Here is a 24,916-nt window from a genome sequence, read left to right on the forward strand (position 1 = left end):
ACCATGATAGAGATGATATTGTATATCGCGTGCGAATCGAGTACATTACAACTATCAACGTTAAGGAGCACAACGATGGCTATCCGTGAAATAGATGAAGCTTCATTACAGAAACTCATGCAAGCCGAGAGCGGCAAAGCAGCAGTATATTTCTTTACCCCTTTGTGCGGCACATGCAAAATCGGCGAACGGATGCTTGAAATTGCCGAAGTGACCGGCATATCGGTTCCGATTCATAAGCTGAACATCAACTACGCCCCGCACCTGCGTGATCTTTGGAAAATCGCGAGCGTGCCTTGCTTGGTGCTGCTTGAAAACGGGATACCGGTCCAAAAGGAATACGCGATGAAATCGGTCGATCATGTCTACTTGATGCTGAAGTGAGTGGCCTTCGGCTATCGCTTCACCCCCAAGAGCACGCGATCCCCGAGCCTTAAAGGAACATCCTAAATGCTGCTTATGAGCTCGCGCAGCCTGCGGATTTCCTGCATAAGCAGCTGCTGCTCCGCCGGATCCTCCGGCTGCGCGCTGCTCATAAGCTGCGCCAAACGAAGCAGCATCCGTTCTTTTTCATTCTGGCCCAGCTGCTCCTCGGGAGAAAGCAGGCGGCTTCGATCCTTAGCGATATACTCCTCATAGGTGCCCGGGAATAAACTGGGATCATTGGCACCGTCCATTACGAGCAGGCGATTGGCCGCTTGCCGGATCAAATAACGATCGTGGGTCACAAGCAGAACAGCCCCCGGGTAATGCTGCAGCGCCTGTTCGACCTGCTCTCTCGTGCTAATATCCAAGTAGTTCGTCGGCTCATCGAGCACAAGCAGGTTGGCTTTGCCGAAATACAGCTTCAAAAACGCTACCCGGCATTTCTCGCCCATGCTTAAATCGCCAATGCGTTTAAACACATCCTCCTTGGAAAACAAGAAGCAGCCCAGGATCGTCCGCGCATGGGACTGAGTCATTCCCTTCAGCATCAGCAGGCTGTCTAGAATCGTCGTCTTGTTATCGAGCTGATCCAGCTCCTGCTCGAAATATCCGATCCTTGCCTGTGGATGAATAGCTACGCTGCCTGCGCTTGGGGTCAGCCTTCCGGTGGCGAGCTTCAGCAGCGTCGACTTGCCCGCTCCGTTCGGGCCGAGAACGGCAAGGCGGTCGCCACGTCCAACGGTAAGGTTAAGGTGGTTAAAAATCGGCTTGCGTCCGTCATATCCAAAGCTGACGCCGTCCATGCGCAGCAGCGTTGCAGCCGCGAATTCATCCGTCTCCAATTGCATGCGCAGCTTCTGCTCCTCGCGCGGCTTCTGCGCCTTTTCTTGGTCTAACCGCTCCAATGCGGATTCCTTCGCGTGTAAGCGCGATACGTTTTTTTTCGACTTTGACCGAAGAAAATCATTTTGACCCGCAGCCTTATGCGCTTGCTGGAACCATTCCGCATACATTCTTATGCTCTCCAGCAGCTTCTCCCGCTCCAGCTCCTGCTTCTTATACAGCGCCTCCTGCGTCCTCTGCTCCAGCTCCTTCTGCGTTTTGAAGTCGGTATAGCCTCCGGGATAGCGCCTGCAGCCGTCTTTCTCCAGCTCAAGCACCGCCGTTGCCGTTCGGTCGATAAACGTCCGGTCATGCGAGACATACACGATCGTGCCGGGATAAGCCTGCACCCATTGCTCCAGCCAATCCAGCGCATCCGAATCCAAATGATTTGTCGGCTCATCCAGCAGCACAAGCTTCGGCTCCCTCACCATTAGCGCCGCAAGCTGGGCTTTCGTTTTCTGGCCGCCGCTTAATTGCGCGAAGGCAACGCCCCATAAAGAGCTGTCGAAGCTTAACCGGGTTAAGCTTCTCTCCACCTTGGTTTCCCAGCCGTACCCGTCCAGCTGCGCATATCTTTCGTACAGCTCGCTGTACCGGTTTAACTGCTCTTCGCCGGTCTCTTCGCCTTGCATTTGTTCCGTAAGCTTTGCCATGGCCTGCTTCAAGCGGAACAACTCCTCCGAGCCCGCCTGTACGAACTCCAGCAAGGTAAGCGAGGAATCAAGCTGCGCCTGCTGGTCCAGCCAGCCCCACTCCTCAAACGGCAAGAGACGCTGCACTTCGCCGCCATCCAGCGGCAGCCTGCCGGTCAAACCCTGCAGCAGCGTCGTTTTACCAGCGCCGTTGCGTCCGAAGAGGGCGAGCCGCTCGCCCTCCTTAACCTCGAAGCTTATATTTTCGAACAGTAAATTGCCGTCCCATTCTTTATTCACCTGTTTAACCTTTACTAGCATCAAAGAACATTCCCCATTTCTGAAAACATAATAAAAAACCGTGGCCAGCGGCACACGGTCGAATACGCAGGGGAATATCAGGTAAACGAAAATAACGATGAGTCTCCCTAATAATGACGCACTAAGGGCAAACCACCCGTATCTATCGCTGCTGATTGACCTATCTTAAGTCCCCAAATCGACGCACGTATCCCTGACCGGTTCTCGCTGTTCGAGAACGCCGCTTGTACTTAAACAAGTTGTTTACAGGAATCGTGTACTTACTTCATCGGCTGGGTTACCTCCGTCAGTCATCAGTTTTGATATGCGTCTATTATAGCGGACTGCCGAATACATATTCAAGCCTAACTTTTCATGCGGTACCAAATAAAGTTAGTACTAGGCTTAAAGCGCTGCATCAACGATCATTAAAACTATAATCAATCCTATTTGGAGGTGCTTCATGAACCCGGTTTATATTACGAGCATCGGTAAGTTTCTGCCCGGCTCGCCTGTCGGCAATGATGAGATTGAGGATTACCTCGGCAAAATAAACGGCAAGAGCTCCAAGTCGATGCGCCGCATACTCGGTCAAAATAAAATACGTTTTCGGCATTATGCGATGGATAAAGAGCAAAAGGCCCTTTACTCTAACGCGGAAATGGCGGCGCTTGCCATACGCGATGCTCTGAATCGCAACAAAGAAGCTTTAGATCATAAAATTGATTTTCTCGCTGTCGGCACGACGCAAGGCGATCTGTTGGTTCCCGGCTTTGCCAGCATGGTCCATGCCGAAACGAACCTGCCCGTCATGGAGGTGGCCACCCATCACGGCGTATGCGCCAGCGGCATGCAGGCGATGAAGAACGCGTACCTGCATGTGCGGTCAGGCGAGCAGCATACCGCAGTGTCCTGTGCGAGCGAATTGCCAAGCCGCGTTTTCAAGCATACGAGATTCGAAGCGCAGAAGGGTCTAGCTGATCGCCCGGTGCCGTTCGATACCGACTTTCTGCGCTTCATGCTGTCCGACGGAGCAGGCGCAGCCGTGCTTCAGCATCAGCCTGCGGCAAGCGGCTTGTCGCTGCGCATCGAATGGATCGACAACCAATCGTATGCCAACCTGTATGACGTCTGCATGTATGCCGGGACCAATAAGGAGAATGACGGGCATGCGAGCTGGCATGACTATTCTTCCATACAGGAGGCCGCAAGCGACGGTGCCATAAATTTAAAGCAGGATATCCGGCTCGTTAATGAAATGCCCAAGGTAGGCGTCAACCGCTTCTTCGAGCTGGCGGATGAGGGCAAGATTGATCCAGCCGCCATCGATTGGATGGTCTGCCATTATTCCTCGCATTTTTTCCGTGATGAGATCTTCAGGCTACTGCAGCTTGGCGGGCTTGCCATCCCCGAGGAAAAGTGGTTCACGAACCTATACACGAAAGGCAATACCGGCGCGGCGTCGATCTATATCATGCTTGAGGAGCTGCTGAACGAAGGGCATTTGAAGCCCGGCGAGCAGGTGCTCTGCATGGTGCCGGAGAGCGGCAGGTTCCAGACCTCGTACATGCTGCTTACTGTTGTAGGGTCCTCCAATGAAGACCGTGCCGTGATAGAGGAACGCCAGCCCGAGGCTCCGCATCTGGAATACAATGAAGCCGATGACGTTCAAGCTTATCTGGTGAGGCAGCTCGTGCAGGTATGGATTGATTTTGAGCAAAAGCTTGCGCATGTTCCGGTCATCCATAAATTGTACAGCCATAAATTCACGCTGGATGATTATAAGGCGCTAATGGAAAACATCCGCCAGCAGGTCATTGACGGCTCGCAATGGATCGCCCGCGCCGCCTCTTATATCGCCATCGAGCACATTGATCTTCGCTCGACGTTTATTGCGCATGCACGCGACGAGCACCGCGACTTTCAAATATTGGAGCGCAACTACGTTGCCGTCGGCGGTGATATAAGCACGATTCAGTCCGGTGAGAAAAATATCGGCAGCGAGGCGTTATCCGCTTATTTATTCCAGCGGGCCAGCCGGGAAAATCCCGTGGACCTCATCGGCGCGATGTGGATCATCGAGGGACTCGGCTGCCGGATGGCGCGCTACTGGGGCGAAATGATCCGCGACCAGCTTGGGCTCGGCGATGAGGAGGTCTCCTTCCTGCTTTACCACAGCGACTCCGACGAGAAGCATTTCGAGCGGCTGGAGGCGGTCGTCCAGCATCCCATGCTGACGGCGGACATCGCGGCGCGTATCGTGAAAACGGCGAAAACGACGGCCCGGCTGTACCTGCTGCAATTAGAGGAGCTGGGAAATGTATGAGTGACGCGGATTACTTCAAAAATATGCCGCATGACAAAAACGATCCGAATCCGTTCCTCGCGGTCTACATGGATCAGAGCATTCCCTTCAATGAGGAAGCTAAGGCTGCTTACCTCAAGGACTGCTCAAGCAGATCACGGCAATTTCTATTGCCCGTGCTGCGGCCTTTCGCAAGGCTGATGATTATCTTGCTGCAAATCTATAAAATTATCGTGCCGAAGGCGCTTACGTCTTCCCGGCTCCTGCACCGCGTCTTGCATTTCGGGATGAAAACGTTCGTGAGCCCCAGTGCCAACTTTATGATATTGCGGCATTTCTATCTCGGTTCGGAGGTGCTAGGCTTTATTCGCGACAATGTTCCCGGCGTCCAGATCGAGATGAACCCGCTAAAGCCCACGCATCTCGGGCCGGTTAAGGATGATCTATTTTTGATCCATGACCTGAACTTATATAACTTTGTCATAAACCTGAGCAGAGAGCTGCGCGAGAAAGGAATCGAGGTAACGAAGCAGGCGCCTCTTAATTTCAATGCGATTACCTCTTCCCGCGTGCCCATTGAGCCAATGCCAAGACGTTGGACCAATTTTATGGATTTAACGACAGCAATCGAATGCTTTACGCCCGTTTACCAGATGTTCCTGACAGACAATGATTTCTGGCGGGCAACCAATTCGCTCCAGCTCGATGAAACCATCGGCATTCTCGCCTCCAAAATTATCGGCAGCAACGACAGGCTTGCGCTTATCAACAACAAGCATCCGATGGTGCCGCTTACGACGCTGAAGGCAGGCTTTCGGCTTGTACTTCATGGTCTGGCGACGGAGCAGCTTCATGCGCTGCTCGTCGAGCTCAAACTGAAGCAACAGGCCTTGGCAGCAGCAAATGTCAGCCATTAACCCGATCCGCCATAGCGTATGCAAAAACAAGGCAGCCGCCGCGTCCTGCGGGGCTGCCCTGTTTTCGATTATCCCTACTATGCTATTGGCTATTGGCGAGTAACCGTAAAGCCCTTTTCCTCCAGCTGCGGAACAATGCCATTCTCACCCAGCATATGGGCGGCACCCACGACCACAAAATAAGTTTTATTCGCGGCGTCGTTCAAATAACCCGTAATTTTCTCGACCATTGGAGCGTTCCGGTCAGTCAGCAGCGCTTGATTAAACTCTTCGTTTGCCGATGTAGCTTCGGTCAGCTCCAGCAACTGCTTCTCGTCGCCAGTCACCCACATATCCGTAAGCGCATCGATACCGGAATCTTCCGCATAATAGTTTTCGATCGAAGCATTCACCATTTCCTCCTGCAGCTTGTCCGAGAAACCATCGAATAATCGAAGCTGGTATTCGATGGACTCCAATTCGAGTATCGGCTTGTTGTTTGCATTGGACTGCTCTAGGAAATGCGCGTCGATCCCGATTCCCGCATCATAGCCTGCTTGCGATGTCGCAAGAAAATCGATGGTAGAAGAAACGCTCCATGCCTTATAGGTATCGAGCGCATTCTCTGCCGCACCGTTCTCTTTCAAAATTTCGCCCAGCTTCTTGTAGGCTTCGTCCGAGATATGGTCTTTAAGTGTGGTGTTATCCTTGTAGACGCTTAAATCCATAACCAGCTTTTGGACTTCCTCGTTATTCATTTTTGAAATATCAGCCTCTACTACGAGATAGTCTGACGCTTCATAAGCATCCTGAATTTCTGGACGCAGCGGATACATCGCTTCATTCGCAATATGTATCGAGCCTAACAAATATACGGTGCTTCCCGCCTTTTCAACCTTCCATAAGAAGCCGCGGCTCGGTTCTTTCGCCTGCAGGGAAATTGACCGCTGCTCCTTATTCCAGGTAACCTCATAGCCGGCAGCCTCGCTTACCGAACGCAAAGGAATATAAGCGGTCCCTTTCACGAGCTTAGGAGCAGCAAGCAAGCCTTGCTCCGTCTCGTTCACCATGGCTCCCAGATTATCGATTTGGAATAAAAGAACGAGTCCTTCCTTCTTGCCGGTAATGACCTTGTTCTTCTGATCCCATGTGACTTGGAAATCAAGCTTTTGCAGCAGCAGCTTTGCGGGAACCAGGGTTGTCCCCTTTTCCATAATAGGCTGGAGCGCGCCCAGTTGGACCTGCTCGTCCTCTACCCATACGGAAATAGGCTTAGCTTCTGCTTGAACGGCTGAAACGAATGAAAACAATAGAGCTAAGGTTAGAAATAATGACGAAAGTTTTTTCATGAATGGACTCTCTCCCCTTCTTCAACCGATGTTATGCACCACTCTCTCATTCCATATTTTACATAGCATTGCCGCGCAAATGCCAGTTCGGAAAATACGAAACTAGTTTTCGTTGCGGCTTTTCCAATTTATCGCATATAATGCATTCTCTTTCACAGAAGGCTGCCTTATAAAAAACGATAACCCAAAAACCGGTCCGCGTTTCTCATGCTTGCCCATATATCCGGACTTTCCCCGCCAATATACCAGTAGGCTAAGCCTGCCAGCTTAGCTTCTGCAGCCAGCTTGTATTTCGCTGTTAAGGAGCGTCCATCCTCTACCCAAATTTGATGTTTTACGCCATTTTTTATATAAGCAGCCGTATACTGACCTAATTTCGCATCCCATTTAGGTTTAATCGCATACTTGCCCATAATTGCATTTTGCTGACCCAGCGTAATGAATTCAGAGGCTTCAACGCTTCCGTCCTTCTTCAAATCCCAATCGCGATTATAAAAAGGCAGCGCCAAAATCACCTTTTCGCGAGGAACTGTTTTGACCAGCTTGTTGACTGCCGCTTCATCAAAGCCCAAGGATGCATTTGGACCCGCTACCGGGCTTCCGCCCCAATGCTCGTCATAGCCCATCAATACGATATAATCTGCCTGCGCGCCAAGCTCGGCATAATCGAACGCATCCGTCCAATCCGTCCCGCGGTCAGGCGAAACATCTATCGAAAGCGTGACGTTCATGGCCTTCAGCTTCTTCGCTAATTCCGTTGCAAATGCGGTTAGCGCCGCGCGGTCCTGCGGGGCAACATTTTCAAAGTCAATGTTAAGCCCGTCAATGCCGTATTTTTTGGCATAGGCCGCCAGCTTTGAAACCAAGGCGCTTCGTGAAGCGGATTTGGACAACAGCTGATGGGTCATCTCTCGGTTGGACCGGTTGCCGACAAGCGCCCAAACCTTTTTATTGTGCTTCTTGGCCCATGCCGTCAAAGAAGGATCCGCGTGATCGGACAGCTCACCTGAAGCCTCGATAAAGAACCAACGGGGAGACAAGGTATTCACATTGGATTGCAAAATATTGTTTTCGTATTGCTGCGTCGTCTGGGCATATTGCCAGCCGAGCTTGATGGATTCCTTCGGCTTGGATGCAAGCTCTGCTGCCCACTTTACGTTTTGCAGCACCCGATGAATCATGACAGCCGTTTCCTGCCTTGTTATCGGGTCTTCCGGACGGAAAAATCCATTGCTGTCACCCTTCAGCAGCCCAAGGCTGCGCATGGCTGCTGCGGATGGCCGCGCCCAAGCCGCAATACGGGCGTCATCGGCAAAACTCGTAATTTCATCGGTATCATTATTCTGTTTTTTCAATATCCGGGACAATAAGACGGCAGCCTCCTGCCTTGAAACAGGCTTAGCCGGCGCAAAGAGGCTTGCGCTTACGCCATCCGCTATGCCCAGCTGTACGGCAGCTTGGATCCAGCCATAATACCAAGCCTTCTTCGCTACATCGGTGAACGGAGTGATCGGGCTCGCGACCTGCTCGAGTCCAAGCAGCCGGTCCAGCACCGTAACAAACTCGGCTCTCGTCATTGGCGCGGCTGGAGAGAAGCTGCGCCCTGACGTTCCCGTTAGTATTTTTTTATCGTATAAATCTATGATTTCCTGCTTTGCATAGCTGCTTGCTATATCATCGAAAGGCAGCTGGCTTTGCGCGGCAACCGTATGCACCGAAGCTGAGAACATGCTTAACAGTACAAATGCCGTAACTGCGAATCTATTAAAAATATGCTTCACGAGTACCCTCCTAAAGAGATCAATCCTCGAAGCATATCAAACTTTCTACTATTCCTCACTGCTAAATTATTGGCAGGCCAAGCGTAAACGGCTGCCACCGTCCTTTGGCGTTTGGCGGCAAAACCTGTTACTATCCTATTAAAAACGACCGCTCCCCCCTTGCCAAGCGGGGACGGTCGTCTTTTTTTGGCGTTATCGCTTATTCGTTCGATTTAGTTTGCAGCGGTTTTAACCTCGACTCGATTTGCGCACGCTGCGGTTCGAGGAATGGAGGCAGCGCCAGCGATTCTCCTAGGTGGTTAATATCCTCGTCCGTATCGAATCCGGGACCGTCAGTGGCAAGCTCGAACAAAATGCCGTTCGGCTCGCGGAAGTACAGCGACCGGAAATAATAGCGGTCAACGAAACCGGAATTCGGAATTCGGACTCCGCGAATATGCTCGATCCACTCGCGTAGCTCCTCATCGTTATCCACCCGGAACGCTACGTGATGCACACCGCCGTGGCCTTGCTGTTCACGCGGCAGATCATGCCGTTCCTCGATATGAACTTCTGCGCCGCTGCCGCCTTCGCCGGTCTCGAACACGACGATATCCGGTTGCCCGGCAATCGTAGACGGGTATTTGCCTTTTTCTCGGAAGCCCATAAGCTGAGTCAGAACGAGCACGGTAGGCTCCGGGTTTTGGACTGTCAGCTGTACCGGGCCAAGTCCGAGAATGCCGTATTCAGCCGGTACCGTGCTTTTTTCCCAAGGAATACCGCCCTTAACGCCCTCGTTATGCTCATCGGATACAAGGACAAGCCGCTGTCCTTCAAAATCCCGGAAAGCAAGCGTATTACGGCCGGCACGTTCAACGATATCGTCATGATCGACGCTGAACTGCACAAAGCGCTCCTTCCAATACCGAAGCGCGGCATCGTTTGCTACCCGGAGCGACAGTGAAGAAATGCTGCTTGTGCCGGCGCGGTTTCTACCGGTCATAGGAAATTCGAAAAACGTCAGCTCTGTCCCCGGATTTCCCTTCTCATCCCCGTAAAATAAATGATAAACCGAAGTCTCGTCTTGGTTAACGGTTTTTTTGACCAAACGAAGGCCCAGCAGCTGCGTATAAAAATCAAAATTTCCTGCAGCTGTGCCCGTAATAGCGGATACGTGGTGAATTCCTTTGAGTTGCATAAGAACAACCTCCCTCAATATTTAGTTAAGCTTAAACGCTTCTTTTATGACTTTTACCTTTAACCCTGTAATTTCTTTAATAATACGAGCAGCTGCCTCTTCTCTTCGCGATTAAGCGCATGGTATTGCGAAGCCTGGAACTGCTCTTGTACGGGGACGGCTTCATCGAACAACGCTTTGCCCTTTCCCGTTAACGATACATATTTGGTCTTCCAAGCTTGCTCGCGCTCGATATATCCCAGCTCTTCAAGCTTGCCAAGAAGCTGCGTAATGTTTCCTTTGGTGACAAATAGCTTATCCGCCAGCTGCTGCTGCGTGAGCCGGCCCTGCGCGCCTACCTGCGCAAGGATATCAAACTGTGCAGCGGACAATCCCCATTTTTTCAAATGCTGATGCGTTTCTCGCAGGCTGTGATTATAAACCCGCGATAAGCGAAACCATATCATTAAGCCTAATCGTTCATCGCGTTTCGATAAGAAGGTTTCCGAATCTTGTTGATCCATATAACCACCTCTTGCTTTCGTTCTTGTTATCAGTTTAGACCTAAACTGATAAAATGTCAACGATTGTGATTAATCCCCTACCCTGGACTAGGGTAACGCGATTAACAATATGATAAGATAAGCGGATACAAACGGTAAGGAGATTTTACATGCTGGAACGAAATCATTTCACTAATCAGCCGCTTCCGGTTGGGCGGACACAGCTGGACCTCGCGGCAAAAAATAAACGTAAACGAAACCGGCTGCTGCTATTCATTATTTTAGCGCTCTCCGCTGTACTGATATGGAAAGCCATTCTAACTTTCGAGCCTTATGTGCCAGAGATCGATATTACGCCCGCTCCTCCTGTAACGGAGCTTCATCCGGTCGTGTTTGCTAAGCAAACCGAACTGATTGCCGAAGCTGGCAAAGCCGGAATTACCATCCTCATAACGGACGGCTTCCGCTCCATTGACGAGCAAAACGCGATATATGCCAAAGGGCGAACGACGGAAGGCAAGATCGTTACGCAGGTGCAGGGCGGTCATTCGTATCATAACTATGGCCTCGCCATTGATTTCGCGCTTCGCACCAAGAAGGGCGAGGTCGTATGGGATATGGAATATGACGGCAACAAAAACGGGCATGCCGATTGGATGGAAGTCGTCGAGATCGCCAAAGGGCTGGGCTTCTCCTGGGGCGGTGATTGGGAGAACTTTCCCGATTATCCTCATCTCCAAATGGATTTTGGCTTCTCCATACGCCAGCTTCGCAATGGGCATCGACCGGCTTCAGAATAGGATTCAATTTAAAAAGAGTGCGGACCGGTGTGGTCCGCACTCTTTTTTCAGTTCCTCCGCCTTACCGCCGCGCATAAGTACTCGCACGGAGGGCGATAGTAAATAAATCAATACCTGCGAAATCTTCAAAGACCCGCTATGATTTCATAAGAACGCAAACGCGCTTTATGATCAAAGATATGGGCAGCAATCATAATCTCATCGGCCTTCGTCGCTTCGATATACTGCTTCAGCTTGCTGCGGACGGTATCCGGTCCCCCTACGATGGAAGAACCCAGCTGCTGCTGCAGGGCAATCTTCTCCTGCGGCGTCCACACGGTATCCATATCATGAACCGGTGCCGGCAGGGGGCCGCGCGTGTTTCGAATAAAAGATAAGAACAGCTGCTGCATGGAAGTCGCCAAATAAGCCGCCTCTTCATCCGTGTCTGCTGCTACTATATTGACCGCAACCATGCCTTTCGGTTTATCAAGCACAGCTGACGGCTTGAAGCTGCTTCGATATAAATTCATGGCTGGAACCGTAAAGGTCGGCGAGAAATGGCCTGCGAAAGCGAAAGGCAGGCCGAGCTGAGCTGCCAGCAGCGCACTGAAATCACTCGAGCCGAGCAGCCAAATCGGAATATCCAATCCTTCGCCGGGAATGGCCCGGACGGGCATGCCCACTTCCGCGCTGGATGGATCAAGAAAAGCACGCAGCTCCGCCAATTTCTCAGGGAAGTCATGGCCGTTGCCGCCTCTGTTCCCTCGAAGAGCAACGGCGGTAAGCCCATCCGTGCCCGGCGCGCGGCCAAGGCCTAAATCAATGCGGCCAGGGAATAAGGATTCAAGCGTACCGAACTGCTCCGCGATAACGAGCGGCGCATGATTCGGCAGCATGATACCGCCTGACCCTACGCGGATCGTTGACGTTCCTGCCGCTACATGGCCGATCACGATGGATGTAGCTGAGCTAGCAATACTTGGCGCGTTATGGTGCTCCGCAAGCCAATAACGGTTATAGCCCCATTTTTCCGAATGCTGGGCGAGATCTAAAGTATGGCTTAGCGATTCGGCCACAGAGCCGCCTGCAACGATCGGAGAGACATCCAGAACCGATAACGGGATTTGAAATGAAGAATTGGTACGGGTATTCTCTGACATGGCACTCATCCTTTTCGTTATAACGTAATAATCGGAGCTGCTTCAATCCAAAAAAGCCCCGTCAACTGTATGAATATTAGATACATATTGCATAGAAAAATTCAGATCACTCGTTTTGAATATCGCGTTCAATAAGCGGTAAGGTGCGGCCAGCCAGCATGATTACCGCCGTTGCTTGGAATTGTTCATGGTATCACTCGGTGTCACTTGGTGTCACTTGGTGTTACGGCTGCTGAGCCTTTTGCTGCTGTTGGCATTTGCGGATTTTATCCAAAGCGGTTTGAAGCGTATTTCTCTCAAGGTAGGCCACATAATGCTGCTCTGCCTCATAGAAGAAATGATCCATGACGCCTTGAATATTCGCGGATACCAGGCAATCCTCGTCCGGATTTCCCGAACACCAATGCGGCTTCAAGGTGCCGCCGGAAAGGGCTTGATAGATTTGAGCAAGCGTTACCTCATCCGGCTCGCAGTCCAAAATATAGCCGCCGCCGATGCCTTCCTTTGTCTTCACAAACCCGTGCTTCCGCAGCGTGCTCATAATTTTGCGAATCCGCGTTGGATTCGTGGATACGTTACGGGCAATCGTCTCGCTGCTGGCCATATGATCAGGCAAATAGGCTAACAGCACTAAGCTGTGAACCGCTACCGTAAATTCACTATTCATCGCTGCATCTCCCTCTCAAGAAGGATACTGTAATTTTATTGCATACAGTTGATAAAGTCAAACCTTCCTCTCATAGCATAGCACAGAGAGAAGGCCCTGGTACAGACCTTCTCTCTGTCTTATGCCAATCCTGGCCTATTCCTCCGGATTCGCCGGCTGCTGCCACGCTTGATATTTGTTGCCGTCCGGATCCTTGAAGTTAAGCTGCAGCCCGCAGCTGCCTTCATTCCGTAATTCCTGTTCCACCCATGCTCCAGCTTCCTTCAGTGAAGCATGCAGATTATATATCTTATCCGTTTCAAAGCATAGCGGGAACATCTCAAAGTTTTGCCCGTCTTCCGCCCAGCCGGTCGTCGAGAAAGTAAGCGGCGTCATATCGGGACTCGGCAGAAGGAACAGCCAGCCTCCCTCCTCCATCACCATAATGGCCCCGCGTCCAGGTTCCAGCGGAGAACGCAAGCGCATGCCGAGCACCTGCTCATACCAAGCTGCCGACTTCTCCACATTTGATACGGGCACATATGCACATTCGATTCGTTTTATCATGGTTTAGCATCTCCCTTATATTTGGGTTCAACGCTTATTTATTCTATTCCAGCTGCCCGATTCGTCGGCTATTTTTTTCATGAAGGGGTTTTATCTAACAGCTAACGGTGCTGCTCATAGCCACTGCTTTTGCTCAACCTGCGAATGGCCTCTAATTCGGCTGCCGTCAGCTCCTCCGCATCGCCTGCCGCAATATTGTGCAGCAGCTGTTCCAATGAGCTTGCTCCCGGAATAACAGTCGCTACGGCGGGATTAGCTAACGCGTATCGAATGGCCCTATGCGCCAGGTCACGCGCGTTTTCCCCAGCTTCGCTTAAAGCGGCCCGCAAAGCCGCCAGCTCTTCCTTGTCATAATCCAAATAACCCTTCGCTTCCTTCATAGCGCCTGCTTCGGTTAGAATCCCTTTCGCGACCGGTCCGCGGGCGATAAGGCTAATGCCCTTCTCCGCCAGCAGCGGCAGCACCTGCTCCTCGGGCCTTCTGTCCAAAATGCTGTATTGGCTCATTACGCTGACGATATTCGACCGTTCCGCATATTCCCTAATCACGTTCGGGCGGATGGAAGAAATGCCGTAATAGCGAATAAGTCCTTCCTGCTTCAGCTCCTCGAATGCCTCAATCGTCTCCGGGATCGGATCCTCAAGCGTGCCGCCATGCAGCTGGTATAAATCGATATAGTCCGTTTGCAGCCTTCTCAAGCTGTCTTTGACAGCCGACTTGATGTACGCCTTTGACGGGTCCCAGGACCAGCCCTCCTTGCCTGGCTCCCACCGATTGCCGACCTTCGTCGCGATGACTACATCCGAGCGCCTGCCGCGAACAGCCTCGCCTACGATCTCCTCATTCAAGCCCTCGTCATAAAGATCCGCCGTATCCAAAAAATTAATCCCTTTATCCATCGCTTCATGGATGAGGGCAGCCGCTTTTCCCTTATCTTTGCCTAGCGACATACAGCCAAGGCCGATTTCACTAACGTAGAGCTCCGACTTTCCCAAACGATTGCGTTTCATGCCTCAGCGGCTCCCTTCGTTTCCCTACATTTATTTCCATTATATTCGCCTAAGCTCCCATTTTCAAAATAAAAATGATTCCAAGCCTTCATTACCGGCTCATGCTGATTTGGTCCAAAATGAGGTGAAGCGCCTTATGCGATTGCCCGCTTAGTTCAAACCTTCTGCGAATTTGCTCCGCCGTCTGAATATACGGCGCCTCGATCAGCTCCGAGGACCAATGCTCAAACATCGTTTCCATGCAAGCCGGCGTCGTCTCCAAATGGAATTGCAGACCCAGCACATGTTCGCCATAGGCAAAAGCCTGCACCTTGCACGCTTCCGAATAAGCGAGAAGCTGCGTATCCTCTGGCAGTGCGAACGTATCGCCATGCCACTGAAACGACGTAAACTCCTCAGGCAAACCGGCAAGCCAGGAATGCCGCTCCTCTGTGCGATGGATCACATGCCAGCCAATTTCCTTATATTCGTTTCCGTGTACGGGACTCCCTAACAATTCGGCGATCATTTGAGCGCCAAAGCAGATGCCCAGCACTTTCTTTCCTAGCTGCATGGCCTGCTGCACAAATTGCTTCTCGCGAATAAGCCACGGATAACGATCCTCTTCATACACGCTCATCGGCCCGCCGCAAATAATGAGCAAATCCAAATCATGCATCCATTCCTCATTGATCCCCGCAGAGGGATCTCGCACTTCCAGCCGATGCCCCCTCAAGCCCGCCCAGGTACGAAAAGCATATTCATCATCGAAATCAAAATGTTTAAAAGCAACAATATTCATCGTTCCTACTCCTCCAATATACGCTGACAGCGCTTATTGAGGATTATTATAATCTCGATATTCGATAGACGTAATAACACTTTCCCGAATAGTGGGATAATGATTAAAAAAATTACCTATTAAGCTTATGGCGGTAACCAAGCTCATCTGAAATCAAGTCCGCGTATTTTTTGACGAGCATACTGTTTTTCTCCGTCGTATCCGCAGTAAAACGCAGAGTAGGACCTGCCACGTTCAAGGAACCGATTACCCTGTTCTCATACGAAAAAATCGGGGCGGCTATACCAGTCGTCCCCTCCGTCGCCTCACCTTCCGTAACGGCATAGCCTTGTTTATAAATCGTTAAAATCTCTTCTTCTATGTACTCCCGCGACAACGGCTTTAATGAAGGAACCGTTTCCCATTCTACTTCAGCCAGGATGGCTTCTTGTGTTTTTCTTGGCAGATACGCAAGGATTACCCGATTGGATGCGCCGATAAATAAGGGAAGCTTAAGCCCGATTGGCTCCGATATTTTCAAAATTTGCGGGGAGTCAACCGAATCGATATAAACGCCCTCTGCATTTTCACGGGTTGCCAAATAGACCGTTTCTTTCGTTTTCTGGGAAAGCTCCTCCATAATGGGCCTCGCTACCGTTCGCAGCATCAGGCTGTCCCACATAAGGAAGCCGTATTTCATAATGGACAAGCCCAGCTTGTACTTCTTCGTCTTTGCGTTCTGAGCGACAAAGCCATGCTCCATTAACGAGCCTAATATGCGGTGTACGCTTTGCACGGGCATGTCCAGCTCCCTGCTCATTTCCGTGACGCTTAATTCCTTCTCCTTCCCTTGCGGGAGCAGAAGATCAAGCAGCTGTATCGCTTTCGAAATGACGCCTGACATCGCGGCTCTCCTCTCTTATCCTGCAAAAATAAACTAGTGCCCCATGCCATAACATGGTACATTTCCAGTAGAAATCATATATGCTTAAAACAGGTAACGATAAGGAAGGATGGGTGCTATGGGGAGTAAGGTTTTGAAAATATCGCTCTCGCTTCTTCTAACCGCTGCCCTCGGCATCGGCGGATTTTTACTGTATATTACTTTATCCGATTATAAACCAGAAGAAATAATCCAGCTAAAAACAGAGAACAATCCAGATCGGACTATCGGGCAAGGCCGGCCCTTTACGGTTACGACCTTTAATATCGGGTATGCTGGCCTCGACAGTAAACAAGATTTTTTCATGGACGGCGGGGAAAGCTCGCGCTCCAGCAGCTTGCAGCAAACCCAAGCCAACTTGGCATCCATCTCTTCCTTTATGAAAGCCGCGCAATCGGACTTTTATTTACTTCAGGAGGTCGATGTAGACTCCTCGCGCAGCTACGGCATTAATGAAGCATCCGAGCTGGCCGAGGCTTTAAGCGATTACAGCTATGCCTTTGCCTATAACTATAAAGTGCCTTGGGTGCCCGTTCCGATTCAGAGGCCAATGGGTTCCGTGCATAGCGGCCTGCTAACCTTAGCGGCATTCAAAAGCTCGGGCAGCGTTCGGTACGATCTCCCGGGCAAAGAAAGCTGGCCGCGCCAGCAGCTGGATTTGGACCGCGCCTTTATCGAGAGCCGATTCACGACGAATAACGGCAAGGAACTTGTGCTCATCAACCTGCATTTATCCGCATTCGACAAGGGCGGAAAAATACGCAAGCTGCAGCTCAATTATTTGGCGTCTTATTTAAAAAGAGAGATGAATCAAGGAAATTATATCATCGTTGGCGGCGATTGGAATCATGCCTTGCCCGGCACCGATCCCGAGCAATTCGAATCGACGCAGGACTGGCCGGAATGGCTGCAGAAATTTCCTGAAACCTTTAAACCAAGCGGCTTCGAATGGGTCATCGACAGCAGCATCCCTACCGTTCGGACGCTGGATGTTCCTTATACGGAAGGTGTTAATTTCCTAGCCGTTATTGACGGTTTTCTCGTTTCTTCGAATGTAGAAATAATCCGGAATCAGGCCGCGGATTTGAGCTTTGAATACAGTGACCATAATCCGGTGACCGCAGAGTTTATATTAAATTAAACCAAAGAGTCCCGCTGCTTCATCTGCGGGACTCGCTTATCTTTTTTTATTCATGAGGATACGGTTTTCTGCCGACAAAGCCGTCATGCAAGCCATGATAATGGCTGATTTGCTCTTCTCCTTCTTTCCAGCAAATCAGAATTTCCTCGCCATTCAGTACCGCCGGGAAGTCAATCAGTCCGGGGTTGATCATTTTCAATAGCACGCCTTTTCGCGAGAAATTATCAATTAACAGGTCCGCCTCCATCTTCATGAATTCCAGCTGGCTCTCCTGTTCAAAAAAAGGATCCTTCAAGCCTTTGGCAGAAGCCGAAGCTTGCTCATAAGCCGCTTTCTCCTTCTGGTATTCCACGTATTTATCCTCAAACGTTGCCGTTAATTGCTGCAGCTGCCGCAAATCCTCTTGCAGCTCCGGCAGCAGCTCGTTGGCTTCGCTTAGTGTAAAGGTTCGGTTTCCCATCCTGTTTCCACTCCTTCTCCGATTGGGCTTTGTTATATCCTACCCTATTGGCAAAAGCCTGTCTAATCCAATGGCGCTGATCAGCATCCGTTCTTTCTTGTTGCCTAAGAGCTGAGCCGGCCAATCTACAAAGCCACCGTCTCCAATGTTCATAATCATGCCGTTTATGACCGTTCTAATCGTAAATTGAAATCCTTTATAATATTGATTCTCTTCGTTGGCCTCGACTACGGAAAGCTTAGTCTCTATCGATTGGTCCTGTCCGTACTGAATGATCCGTTCAAGGAGACCATCCGTATCTTTATACCCGCTGCGAGTGCTGAGTACTATCTCCAGGTCAGCCTGAAACAAGACCTGAAAGAGTGATTTATATACATAAACATGCTCCCAGAAGGCTTGCTTTTCAAACGAATAAGAGCCTTGGTCCTTCCCGGACGTAACCAAACAAAACACATGAAAATGAGGCAGCATACCTGGGGCGTTTCCCATGCTTTGCGCTCTCACATGCCTGTGGGTCGTACTGAAACGAATGAATTCATTCCGATTATCTTCTTTCCCTGTTTTGATCAAATGGGCAATATGCAGGGCCAACAAATTCGTTGCATCGGCAACGACCTCCGTTCCTCTTAGGGCAGAAATAATTTTATTCTGATCAACCGCGGCCACAACGGAGCAGGATCCTAGCGGTGCCGTAGGCGATAGCTGGATTGGAGAAAACGACTGGCTCAGCGCAATGTTCAACATATCGATTTCCAGCTGCTTAAGCGCCAAGGGCTGAACGGCAGCCGGCTGTACAAATCGATTGGCTTCATATTTTTTAAGCAGCTCTTTTGGGCTTGCTTGCATTGTTTTTTCTCTGAACACTTCAAGCAGCAGACTGTTTAAATCCGATGCAGAGATTTGATCCGTCAATAACGCTATAATCTTCTCTTGACCCAATTCCCGAATAATTCTTTGAAGATTATGCGGCTTTTCTTTTTGCACATCACTCGCTCCTTTATAAAGTTTTGCGCATTAAAAAGGACTACCCTATTTTATAACGAATTACACACTATTGCTGTTTGGGGAGATGAAGCGTGTGGATCTTAAAAAAATAAACTCTTTAACCAAATACCCGAGTATCCTTACTTATCATAAATTAGGCGAGAAAGGACGGTTAACGGAGTCTCTGTCCGAGGAAAAAGGTTTTCTCCATGAATCGGACCGCATATACGTTTATGAAAAAGTTGACGGTGAAAATGCGAGAGTGATCTTTTTCAAAAATGATAATAACGAAATCGATTATTTGATTGGCTCAAGGGAAGAGCTCTTATACGCAAAAGGAGACCGGATCGGTAATCCATACGGCAGCATAGCGGAGTTTTTGAAGCCTATCGCCGATAAGCTGCTGCCTGCTGTATTTTCAGAAAATGATTGGGCGCTTACCGTCATTTATCAGGAATCCTACGGCGGCAAGACGAAGGCTGCTAAACAGTATACGGACAACAAAACACAGGACTATCGATTCTTCGATGTATTTTCACTATCGCAAAACGAGCTTAACCATTTGTTGTCTTTGCCCCAGGAGAAAATAGCGGAATGGCGTGATCACGGGAATCAGCCTTTTTATAACGAGGACGAGAAGCTGCGGTTTATTCAAGCCTTCGGCTTGGCCTATGCCCCGCTATTAGCAACAGAACAAGGCTCCAACTTCCCTAAGACACTCGAGGATACCTATGCCTTCTTAAAAAGTTTCGAGCACACAAAGGTGGGCATCGATGCATCAGGGAAGTCGGAAGGAATCATTGCCCGTTCGTCAGATCGGAAGCATATTCGAAAAATTCGTTTTGAGGACTACGAGCGGACATTTAGGAAATAAGATATTAATACTTGCGGTGCCCTCGCTTTATTTCCGATATATTAATACTCGATCGATTTCACTTTCGAAAATATCATGGTATCCCGGAGCGAGCCCGCGGCATCACATTTTTCCTTGCGAAGGATTCCTTCTAAGGTGAAGCTGTTTCGCTCCGCAACCCTCGCGCTTCGAACATTTCGGGAATCACAGCGTATTTCAACACGGTTAGCGTCTAACTCATGTACCGCAAATTGAGTGATCGCTTCAACCGCCTCCGAAATGTAGCCATTTCCGCCGAATGCGGTTCGTACCCAATAGCCGATTTCAAATTTCCGTGCTTGCCAATCTATCCGATGAAGGCCGCTGCTCCCGATTAATTGCCCCGTTTCTTTTAGAAAAAGCAGCAGCATCAGATCCGATCGCTCCAGATACCTGATTCTGGATCTCCTAATCACCATTTCGGATTCCTCGAGGGTCGGGTTATGCTCAGCCCATGGCATCCAGGGCAATAGTTCCGCCCTGCTTTCCTTAACCGCCTCATTTAGCTTAGCACCATCTCCCCATAACGGCGACCGGATAAGGAGACGGCTGCTTTCAAAGCTTTCAGGCACAGGTAAAAGCAAGGGGTTGGCATGCGAATCACTCATCTCGGGTAAGCCTCCTCTTACAACTGATGCTTGCTTCGTTGCTATCCTGTCACAGCGTCAGTTTTTTGTAGTAATAGACGGTATCATGCAGCTCGCCGTCCGCGGATTTGGCATATTGAGGGATCCGTCCTGCTTCAATGTAATCCATTGAACGATATAGCAGGTTAGAGGGATCATCAGCCCGTGTATCCAGCACAAGCAGGCTGCGGTTTTCCAATTTCGCCCTCTCTTCGGCAGCCGTCATCAGCATACGACCTATTCCTTTTCGGCGAGCCTTGGGATGGACCATGAGCTTTGCAACTTCGGCGCGGTGCGTTCCATTTGGCCGCGAGCATAAATGCAATTGTACGGAGCCCACCGTCTCCCCATTCCGCTGCACGATCCACAAAATAACATCGTCATTCATTGCTCCGGACCAATAAGCAAAAGCTTCTGCTTGACTTAACGGAGGCAAAAAACCGATCGATGCCCCATCATCGACAACCTCGACCAATAATCCTGCCAAACTCTGGAGTCCGCTTTCCGATATTTCGGATAGTTCACTTACGATATGTTCAGATGACACTCTTTTCCCCTCCTAGCTGCTTAATCAAGGCTCCTCATCTATAATCGTTTATTTCTTTTGTCATTCATTCTGCGTTTTAAGATCAACCAATCTTACATAAAATCCCTTTAAAAAGCAACAAATATCCTCTCCCTTTAAGCTCCATCTATCGGTTCGATAAAAATATAAAAAGCCCTTAAGATCCATTGGATCCTAAGAGCTTGGGATTGTCATTATGGTGCCGATGAGAGGACTCGAACCTCCACGGTTTCCCTCACGATTTTGAGTCGCGCGCGTCTGCCATTCCGCCACATCGGCATTTGAGTAAAAATGGCGTGCCCTAAGAGATTCGAACTCCTGGCCTTTTGATTCGTAGTCAAACGCTCTATCCAGCTGAGCTAAGGGCACGTATAATGTTGCTTCTAAAAATTGTGGAGGCGCCACCTAGACTCGAACTAGGGGTAGAGCTTTTGCAGAGCTCTGCCTTACCACTTGGCTATGGCGCCATGTTTATGGAGCGGAAGACGGGAATCGAACCCGCGACCCTCGCCTTGGCAAGGCGATGCTCTACCGCTGAGCCACTTCCGCATATAAATGGCTGGGGATTCAGGGATCGAACCTGAGAATGACGGAGTCAAAGTCCGTTGCCTTACCGCTTGGCTAATCCCCAACAAAATACAAAACACATTTTTAAAACTAATGGGGCGATCGAGGGGAATTGAACCCCCGAATGTCGGATCCACAAACCGATGCGTTAACCACTTCGCCACGACCGCCATAATATTATTCAGGTGCTGGACAAAAAATAAAACCCACAAATGTGGGTCGACTGCTAATGCTATCATTAGCAAGTTGCGCCCTGAAAACTGGATACGAAAGTTAGGTTTGCTGAAACCTTTTTAGCTGCTGTCTGCCGGATGTATGGGTCCGGGACAAACTTAAGCGTATGCTTACGATGTAAGTTTGCTTCTCAAACGTTTTAGGATAAGCCCTCGACCGATTAGTATTCGTCAGCTACACACATTGCTGTGCTTCCACCCCGAACCTATCAACCTCGTCGTCTTCAAGGGGTCTTACATACTGGGAAATCTCATCTTGAGGGGGGCTTCACGCTTAGATGCTTTCAGCGCTTATCCCGTCCGTACTTGGCTACCCAGCGGTGCTCCTGGCGGAACAACTGGTACACCAGCGGTACGTCCATCCCGGTCCTCTCGTACTAAGGACAGCTCCTCTCAAATTTCCTGCGCCCGCGACAGATAGGGACCGAACTGTCTCACGACGTTCTGAACCCAGCTCGCGTACCGCTTTAATGGGCGAACAGCCCAACCCTTGGGACCTACTTCAGCCCCAGGATGCGATGAGCCGACATCGAGGTGCCAAACCTCCCCGTCGATGTGGACTCTTGGGGGAGATAAGCCTGTTATCCCCAGGGTAGCTTTTATCCGTTGAGCGATGGCCCTTCCATTCGGTACCACCGGATCACTAAGCCCGACTTTCGTCCCTGCTCGACTTGTAGGTCTCGCAGTCAAGCTCCCTTATGCCTTTGCACTCTTCGAATGATTTCCAACCATTCTGAGGGAACCTTTGGGCGCCTCCGTTACATTTTAGGAGGCGACCGCCCCAGTCAAACTGTCCACCTGACACGGTCCCTCTGCCGGTTTCACGGCAGCAGGTTAGAACTCCGATACGATCAGGGTGGTATCCCAACGTCGCCTCCACACAAGCTGGCGCTCATGCTTCTCAGGCTCCCACCTATCCTGTACAGATCGTACCAAAGTCCAATATCAAGTTACAGTAAAGCTCCATGGGGTCTTTCCGTCTTGTCGCGGGTAACCTGCATCTTCACAGGTATTAAAATTTCACCGGATCTCTCGTTGAGACAGCGCCCAAGTCGTTACGCCATTCGTGCGGGTCAGAATTTACCTGACAAGGAATTTCGCTACCTTAGGACCGTTATAGTTACGGCCGCCGTTTACTGGGGCTTCGGTTCACAGCTTCGGGTTGCCCCTAACCGCTCCCCTTAACCTTCCAGCACCGGGCAGGCGTCAGCCCGTATACTTCGCCTTACGGCTTCGCACAGACCTGTGTTTTTGCTAAACAGTCGCTTGGGCCTTTTCACTGCGGCCCCCTCGGGCTATAAACCCTACCGAGGCACCCCTTCTCCCGAAGTTACGGGGTCATTTTGCCGAGTTCCTTAACGAGAGTTCTTCCGCGCGCCTTAGCATGCTCTGCTCGCCTACCTGTGTCGGTTTGCGGTACGGGCACCTTCACCTGGCTAGAGGCTTTTCTTGACAGCCGGAGTACATGACCTTCGCTACTATAATTTTCGCTCCCCATCACAGCCCAGCCTAATAGTGTGCGGATTTGCCTACACACTAGCCTCACTGCTTGGACGGGCTATTCCATCAGCCCGCGTCACTGCCCTTCTGTGTCACCCCATTGCTCATAACGGTTTACGGTGGTACAGGAATTTCAACCTGTTGTCCATCCACTACGCCTTTCGGCCTCGCGTTAGGTCCCGACTTACCCTGAGAGGACGAGCCTTCCTCAGGAACCCTTAGGCTTTCGGCGGACAAGATTCTCACTTGTCTTTTCGTTACTCATACCGGCATTCTCACTTGAATACAGTCCACCAGTCCTCACGGTCCAACTTCAATCCGTATTCAACGCTCCCCTACCCAAGTACCATATAGGCACATGTCATAGCTTCGGTGGTGTGTTTAGCCCCGTTACATTTTCGGCGCAGAGTCACTCGACCAGTGAGCTATTACGCACTCTTTAAATGGTGGCTGCTTCTAAGCCAACATCCTGGTTGTCTTTGCAACTCCACATCCTTTCCCACTTAACACACACTTGGGGACCTTAGCTGATGATCTGGGCTGTTTCCCTCTTGACAATGGATCTTAGCACTCACTGTCTGACTCCCGAGTAGCACGTCTATGGCATTCGGAGTTTGACTGGACTTGGTAACCCTTGGCGGGCCCCGCACCCAATCAGTGCTCTACCTCCACAACGCTCATTCCTCGAGGCTAGCCCTAAAGCTATTTCGGGGAGAACCAGCTATCTCCGAGTTCGATTGGAATTTCTCCGCTACCCCCACCTCATCCCCGCACTTTTCAACGTGCGTGGGTTCGGGCCTCCAGTGCGTGTTACCGCACCTTCACCCTGGACAGGGGTAGATCACACGGTTTCGGGTCTACGACCACGTACTTATTCGCCCTATTCAGACTCGCTTTCGCTACGGCTCCGTCTTCCCGACTTAACCTTGCACGTGATCGTAACTCGCCGGTTCATTCTACAAAAGGCACGCCATCACCCATTTAACGGGCTCTGACTTTTTGTAAGCGCACGGTTTCAGGTTCTTTTTCACTCCGCTTCCGCGGTGCTTTTCACCTTTCCCTCACGGTACTGCTTCACTATCGGTCACCAGGGAGTATTTAGCCTTGGCAGATGGTCCTGCCGGATTCCGACGGGGTTTCACGTGTCCCGCCGTACTCAGGATCCGTCTCGGAGGGTGCTTGCTTTCGGTTACAGGGCTTTTACCTGCTCTGGCGGGCCTTTCCAGACCTCTTCGCCTACCAAACACCTTTGTAACTCCATGTGAGACGTCCTACAACCCCAAGGAGCAAGCTCCTTGGTTTGGGCTAATCCGCGTTCGCTCGCCGCTACTGACGGAATCACTATTGTTTTCTCTTCCTCAGGGTACTTAGATGTTTCAGTTCCCCTGGTATGCCTCTTACTAACCTATGTATTCAGTTAGTAGTAACTGTCCATTACGACAGCTGGGTTTCCCCATTCGGAAATCCTCGGATCAATGCCTGCTTACGGCTCCCCGGGGCGGTATCGTTGTTCGCCACGTCCTTCTTCGGCTCCTGGTGCCTAGGCATCCTCCGTGCGCTCTTACTAGCTTAACCATTTGCTCAAGTGATTCGGCTTGCGCTCCGTTAGCGATTTTTCCTTGAGAGGAAAATTCGTTAAAAGTCGCTGCAATCTCGAACACCTTTCGCTAACAATAAAAACAGCTTAAAGGATGTTTCAGCAATTCTTTTCTTTCGTTATCCAGTTTTCAAGGTGCAATTTGTTTCCCAACCACTCTCGCGGCAGGAATATTAGATTATCATACGCCTTCGTTACGATCAACCACTAAAAGTTGGTAACTTATTTGTATGGCATAACCCGCTTGGCG

21 protein-coding genes, 6 tRNA genes and 2 rRNA genes (1 of these 29 only partly in view) are annotated in these 24,916 nt (G+C 50.4%); 6 read left to right on the forward strand and 23 right to left on the reverse strand.

Annotated elements, in window-relative coordinates:
* Window positions 1–75 precede the first annotated feature (75 nt).
* The gene (locus tag ACN6MW_RS09695; protein ID WP_419875284.1) at window positions 76–384 is read left to right on the forward strand and encodes a thioredoxin family protein; all 309 of its coding nucleotides are present in this window, start codon (window positions 76–78) and stop codon (window positions 382–384) included.
* A 62-nt stretch (window positions 385–446) separates the two neighbouring features.
* Here the strand turns inward: ACN6MW_RS09695 and abc-f are convergent, their stop codons facing one another.
* The gene (gene abc-f / locus ACN6MW_RS09700; RefSeq protein WP_419876316.1) at window positions 447–2,264 is read right to left on the reverse strand and encodes a ribosomal protection-like ABC-F family protein; all 1,818 of its coding nucleotides are present in this window, start codon (window positions 2,262–2,264) and stop codon (window positions 447–449) included.
* 442 nt (window positions 2,265–2,706) lie between these two features.
* Between abc-f and ACN6MW_RS09705 the strand changes: the two genes are divergently transcribed.
* Entirely contained in the window at window positions 2,707–4,569 is a 1,863-nt protein-coding gene (locus ACN6MW_RS09705; protein WP_419875285.1) for a 3-oxoacyl-[acyl-carrier-protein] synthase III C-terminal domain-containing protein, read from the forward strand.
* The gene (locus ACN6MW_RS09710; protein WP_419875286.1) at window positions 4,566–5,465 is read left to right on the forward strand and encodes a DUF6999 family protein; all 900 of its coding nucleotides are present in this window, start codon (window positions 4,566–4,568) and stop codon (window positions 5,463–5,465) included. The genes ACN6MW_RS09705 and ACN6MW_RS09710 overlap by 4 nt, the downstream gene beginning before the upstream one ends.
* Before the next feature lie 89 nt (window positions 5,466–5,554).
* On the opposite strand, the gene ACN6MW_RS09715 is transcribed toward ACN6MW_RS09710, so the two are convergent.
* From ACN6MW_RS09715 to ACN6MW_RS09730, 4 genes are all read right to left on the reverse strand, one after another.
* Window positions 5,555–6,793, reverse strand: a complete 1,239-nt coding sequence (locus tag ACN6MW_RS09715; protein ID WP_419875287.1) for a TraB/GumN family protein — start codon at window positions 6,791–6,793, stop codon at window positions 5,555–5,557.
* Window positions 6,794–6,960: 167 nt separating this feature from the next.
* Window positions 6,961–8,574 carry an S-layer homology domain-containing protein gene (locus tag ACN6MW_RS09720; protein ID WP_419875288.1) on the reverse strand — a complete coding sequence of 538 codons (1,614 nt, stop codon included), beginning with the start codon at window positions 8,572–8,574 and terminating at the stop codon, window positions 6,961–6,963.
* Window positions 8,575–8,773: 199 nt separating this feature from the next.
* Window positions 8,774–9,751: a ring-cleaving dioxygenase gene (locus tag ACN6MW_RS09725; RefSeq protein WP_419875289.1), complete on the reverse strand. Its 978-nt coding sequence runs from the start codon at window positions 9,749–9,751 to the stop codon at window positions 8,774–8,776.
* 59 nt (window positions 9,752–9,810) lie between these two features.
* Complete coding sequence (locus ACN6MW_RS09730) at window positions 9,811–10,254, reverse strand: MarR family winged helix-turn-helix transcriptional regulator (protein WP_419875290.1); 444 nt, start codon at window positions 10,252–10,254, stop codon at window positions 9,811–9,813.
* A 149-nt stretch (window positions 10,255–10,403) separates the two neighbouring features.
* On the opposite strand from ACN6MW_RS09730, the gene ACN6MW_RS09735 reads away from it, so the two are divergent.
* Entirely contained in the window at window positions 10,404–11,033 is a 630-nt protein-coding gene (locus tag ACN6MW_RS09735; protein WP_419875291.1) for a M15 family metallopeptidase, read from the forward strand.
* 125 nt (window positions 11,034–11,158) lie between these two features.
* On the opposite strand, the gene ACN6MW_RS09740 is transcribed toward ACN6MW_RS09735, so the two are convergent.
* The 6 genes from ACN6MW_RS09740 to ACN6MW_RS09765 all read right to left on the reverse strand — a co-directional run bounded on the left by ACN6MW_RS09740 (window position 11,159) and on the right by ACN6MW_RS09765 (window position 16,062).
* Window positions 11,159–12,175, reverse strand: coding sequence for an LLM class flavin-dependent oxidoreductase (locus tag ACN6MW_RS09740; protein WP_419875292.1), 1,017 nt, complete (start codon window positions 12,173–12,175; stop codon window positions 11,159–11,161).
* A gap of 223 nt (window positions 12,176–12,398) precedes the next feature.
* Window positions 12,399–12,842, reverse strand: a complete 444-nt coding sequence (locus ACN6MW_RS09745) for an Rrf2 family transcriptional regulator (protein WP_364145086.1) — start codon at window positions 12,840–12,842, stop codon at window positions 12,399–12,401.
* A 135-nt stretch (window positions 12,843–12,977) separates the two neighbouring features.
* Window positions 12,978–13,388: a VOC family protein gene (locus tag ACN6MW_RS09750; protein WP_419875293.1), complete on the reverse strand. Its 411-nt coding sequence runs from the start codon at window positions 13,386–13,388 to the stop codon at window positions 12,978–12,980.
* A 101-nt stretch (window positions 13,389–13,489) separates the two neighbouring features.
* Window positions 13,490–14,398, reverse strand: coding sequence for an aldo/keto reductase (locus ACN6MW_RS09755; protein WP_419875294.1), 909 nt, complete (start codon window positions 14,396–14,398; stop codon window positions 13,490–13,492).
* Window positions 14,399–14,489: 91 nt separating this feature from the next.
* Window positions 14,490–15,179, reverse strand: coding sequence for a type 1 glutamine amidotransferase (locus ACN6MW_RS09760; RefSeq protein WP_419875295.1), 690 nt, complete (start codon window positions 15,177–15,179; stop codon window positions 14,490–14,492).
* A 112-nt stretch (window positions 15,180–15,291) separates the two neighbouring features.
* A complete protein-coding gene (locus tag ACN6MW_RS09765; protein ID WP_419875296.1) occupies window positions 15,292–16,062 on the reverse strand; it encodes an IclR family transcriptional regulator in 771 nt (256 codons plus the stop codon).
* 118 nt (window positions 16,063–16,180) lie between these two features.
* On the opposite strand from ACN6MW_RS09765, the gene ACN6MW_RS09770 reads away from it, so the two are divergent.
* Window positions 16,181–17,242, forward strand: a complete 1,062-nt coding sequence (locus ACN6MW_RS09770; protein WP_419875297.1) for an endonuclease/exonuclease/phosphatase family protein — start codon at window positions 16,181–16,183, stop codon at window positions 17,240–17,242.
* A 46-nt stretch (window positions 17,243–17,288) separates the two neighbouring features.
* Here ACN6MW_RS09770 and ACN6MW_RS09775 read toward each other — a convergent pair whose 3' ends face one another.
* Window positions 17,289–17,702: a DUF2203 domain-containing protein gene (locus ACN6MW_RS09775; protein WP_419875298.1), complete on the reverse strand. Its 414-nt coding sequence runs from the start codon at window positions 17,700–17,702 to the stop codon at window positions 17,289–17,291.
* Between the two features lie 39 nt (window positions 17,703–17,741).
* Window positions 17,742–18,686 carry a hypothetical protein gene (locus ACN6MW_RS09780; RefSeq protein ID WP_419875299.1) on the reverse strand — a complete coding sequence of 315 codons (945 nt, stop codon included), beginning with the start codon at window positions 18,684–18,686 and terminating at the stop codon, window positions 17,742–17,744.
* 85 nt (window positions 18,687–18,771) lie between these two features.
* Here ACN6MW_RS09780 and ACN6MW_RS09785 point away from each other — a divergent pair, with 85 nt between their 5' ends.
* Entirely contained in the window at window positions 18,772–19,560 is a 789-nt protein-coding gene (locus ACN6MW_RS09785; protein ID WP_419875300.1) for an RNA ligase family protein, read from the forward strand.
* Window positions 19,561–19,601: 41 nt separating this feature from the next.
* Here the strand turns inward: ACN6MW_RS09785 and ACN6MW_RS09790 are convergent, their stop codons facing one another.
* From ACN6MW_RS09790 to rrf, 10 genes are all read right to left on the reverse strand, one after another.
* Window positions 19,602–20,186 carry a GNAT family N-acetyltransferase gene (locus tag ACN6MW_RS09790; RefSeq protein WP_419875301.1) on the reverse strand — a complete coding sequence of 195 codons (585 nt, stop codon included), beginning with the start codon at window positions 20,184–20,186 and terminating at the stop codon, window positions 19,602–19,604.
* Window positions 20,187–20,235: 49 nt separating this feature from the next.
* Window positions 20,236–20,751, reverse strand: a complete 516-nt coding sequence (locus ACN6MW_RS09795) for an N-acetyltransferase family protein (RefSeq protein ID WP_419875302.1) — start codon at window positions 20,749–20,751, stop codon at window positions 20,236–20,238.
* Window positions 20,752–20,966: 215 nt separating this feature from the next.
* Window positions 20,967–21,048: transfer RNA gene (locus ACN6MW_RS09800), tRNA-Leu, on the reverse strand.
* Between the two features lie 13 nt (window positions 21,049–21,061).
* Window positions 21,062–21,138, reverse strand: a tRNA-Arg gene (locus ACN6MW_RS09805).
* A 24-nt stretch (window positions 21,139–21,162) separates the two neighbouring features.
* A tRNA-Cys gene (locus ACN6MW_RS09810) sits at window positions 21,163–21,236 on the reverse strand.
* Between the two features lie 7 nt (window positions 21,237–21,243).
* Window positions 21,244–21,318 (reverse strand) — tRNA-Gly (locus tag ACN6MW_RS09815).
* Window positions 21,319–21,325: 7 nt separating this feature from the next.
* Window positions 21,326–21,400: transfer RNA gene (locus tag ACN6MW_RS09820), tRNA-Gln, on the reverse strand.
* A gap of 30 nt (window positions 21,401–21,430) precedes the next feature.
* Window positions 21,431–21,506 (reverse strand) — tRNA-His (locus ACN6MW_RS09825).
* A 204-nt stretch (window positions 21,507–21,710) separates the two neighbouring features.
* Window positions 21,711–24,644: ribosomal RNA gene (locus ACN6MW_RS09830) — 23S ribosomal RNA — on the reverse strand.
* Window positions 24,645–24,908: 264 nt separating this feature from the next.
* Window positions 24,909–24,916 (reverse strand): 5S ribosomal RNA (gene rrf, locus ACN6MW_RS09835) (it continues 109 nt past the right edge of the window).

It is taken from the genome of Pristimantibacillus sp. PTI5, assembly GCF_048572955.1.
GTDB lineage: Bacteria > Bacillota > Bacilli > Paenibacillales > Paenibacillaceae > Pristimantibacillus.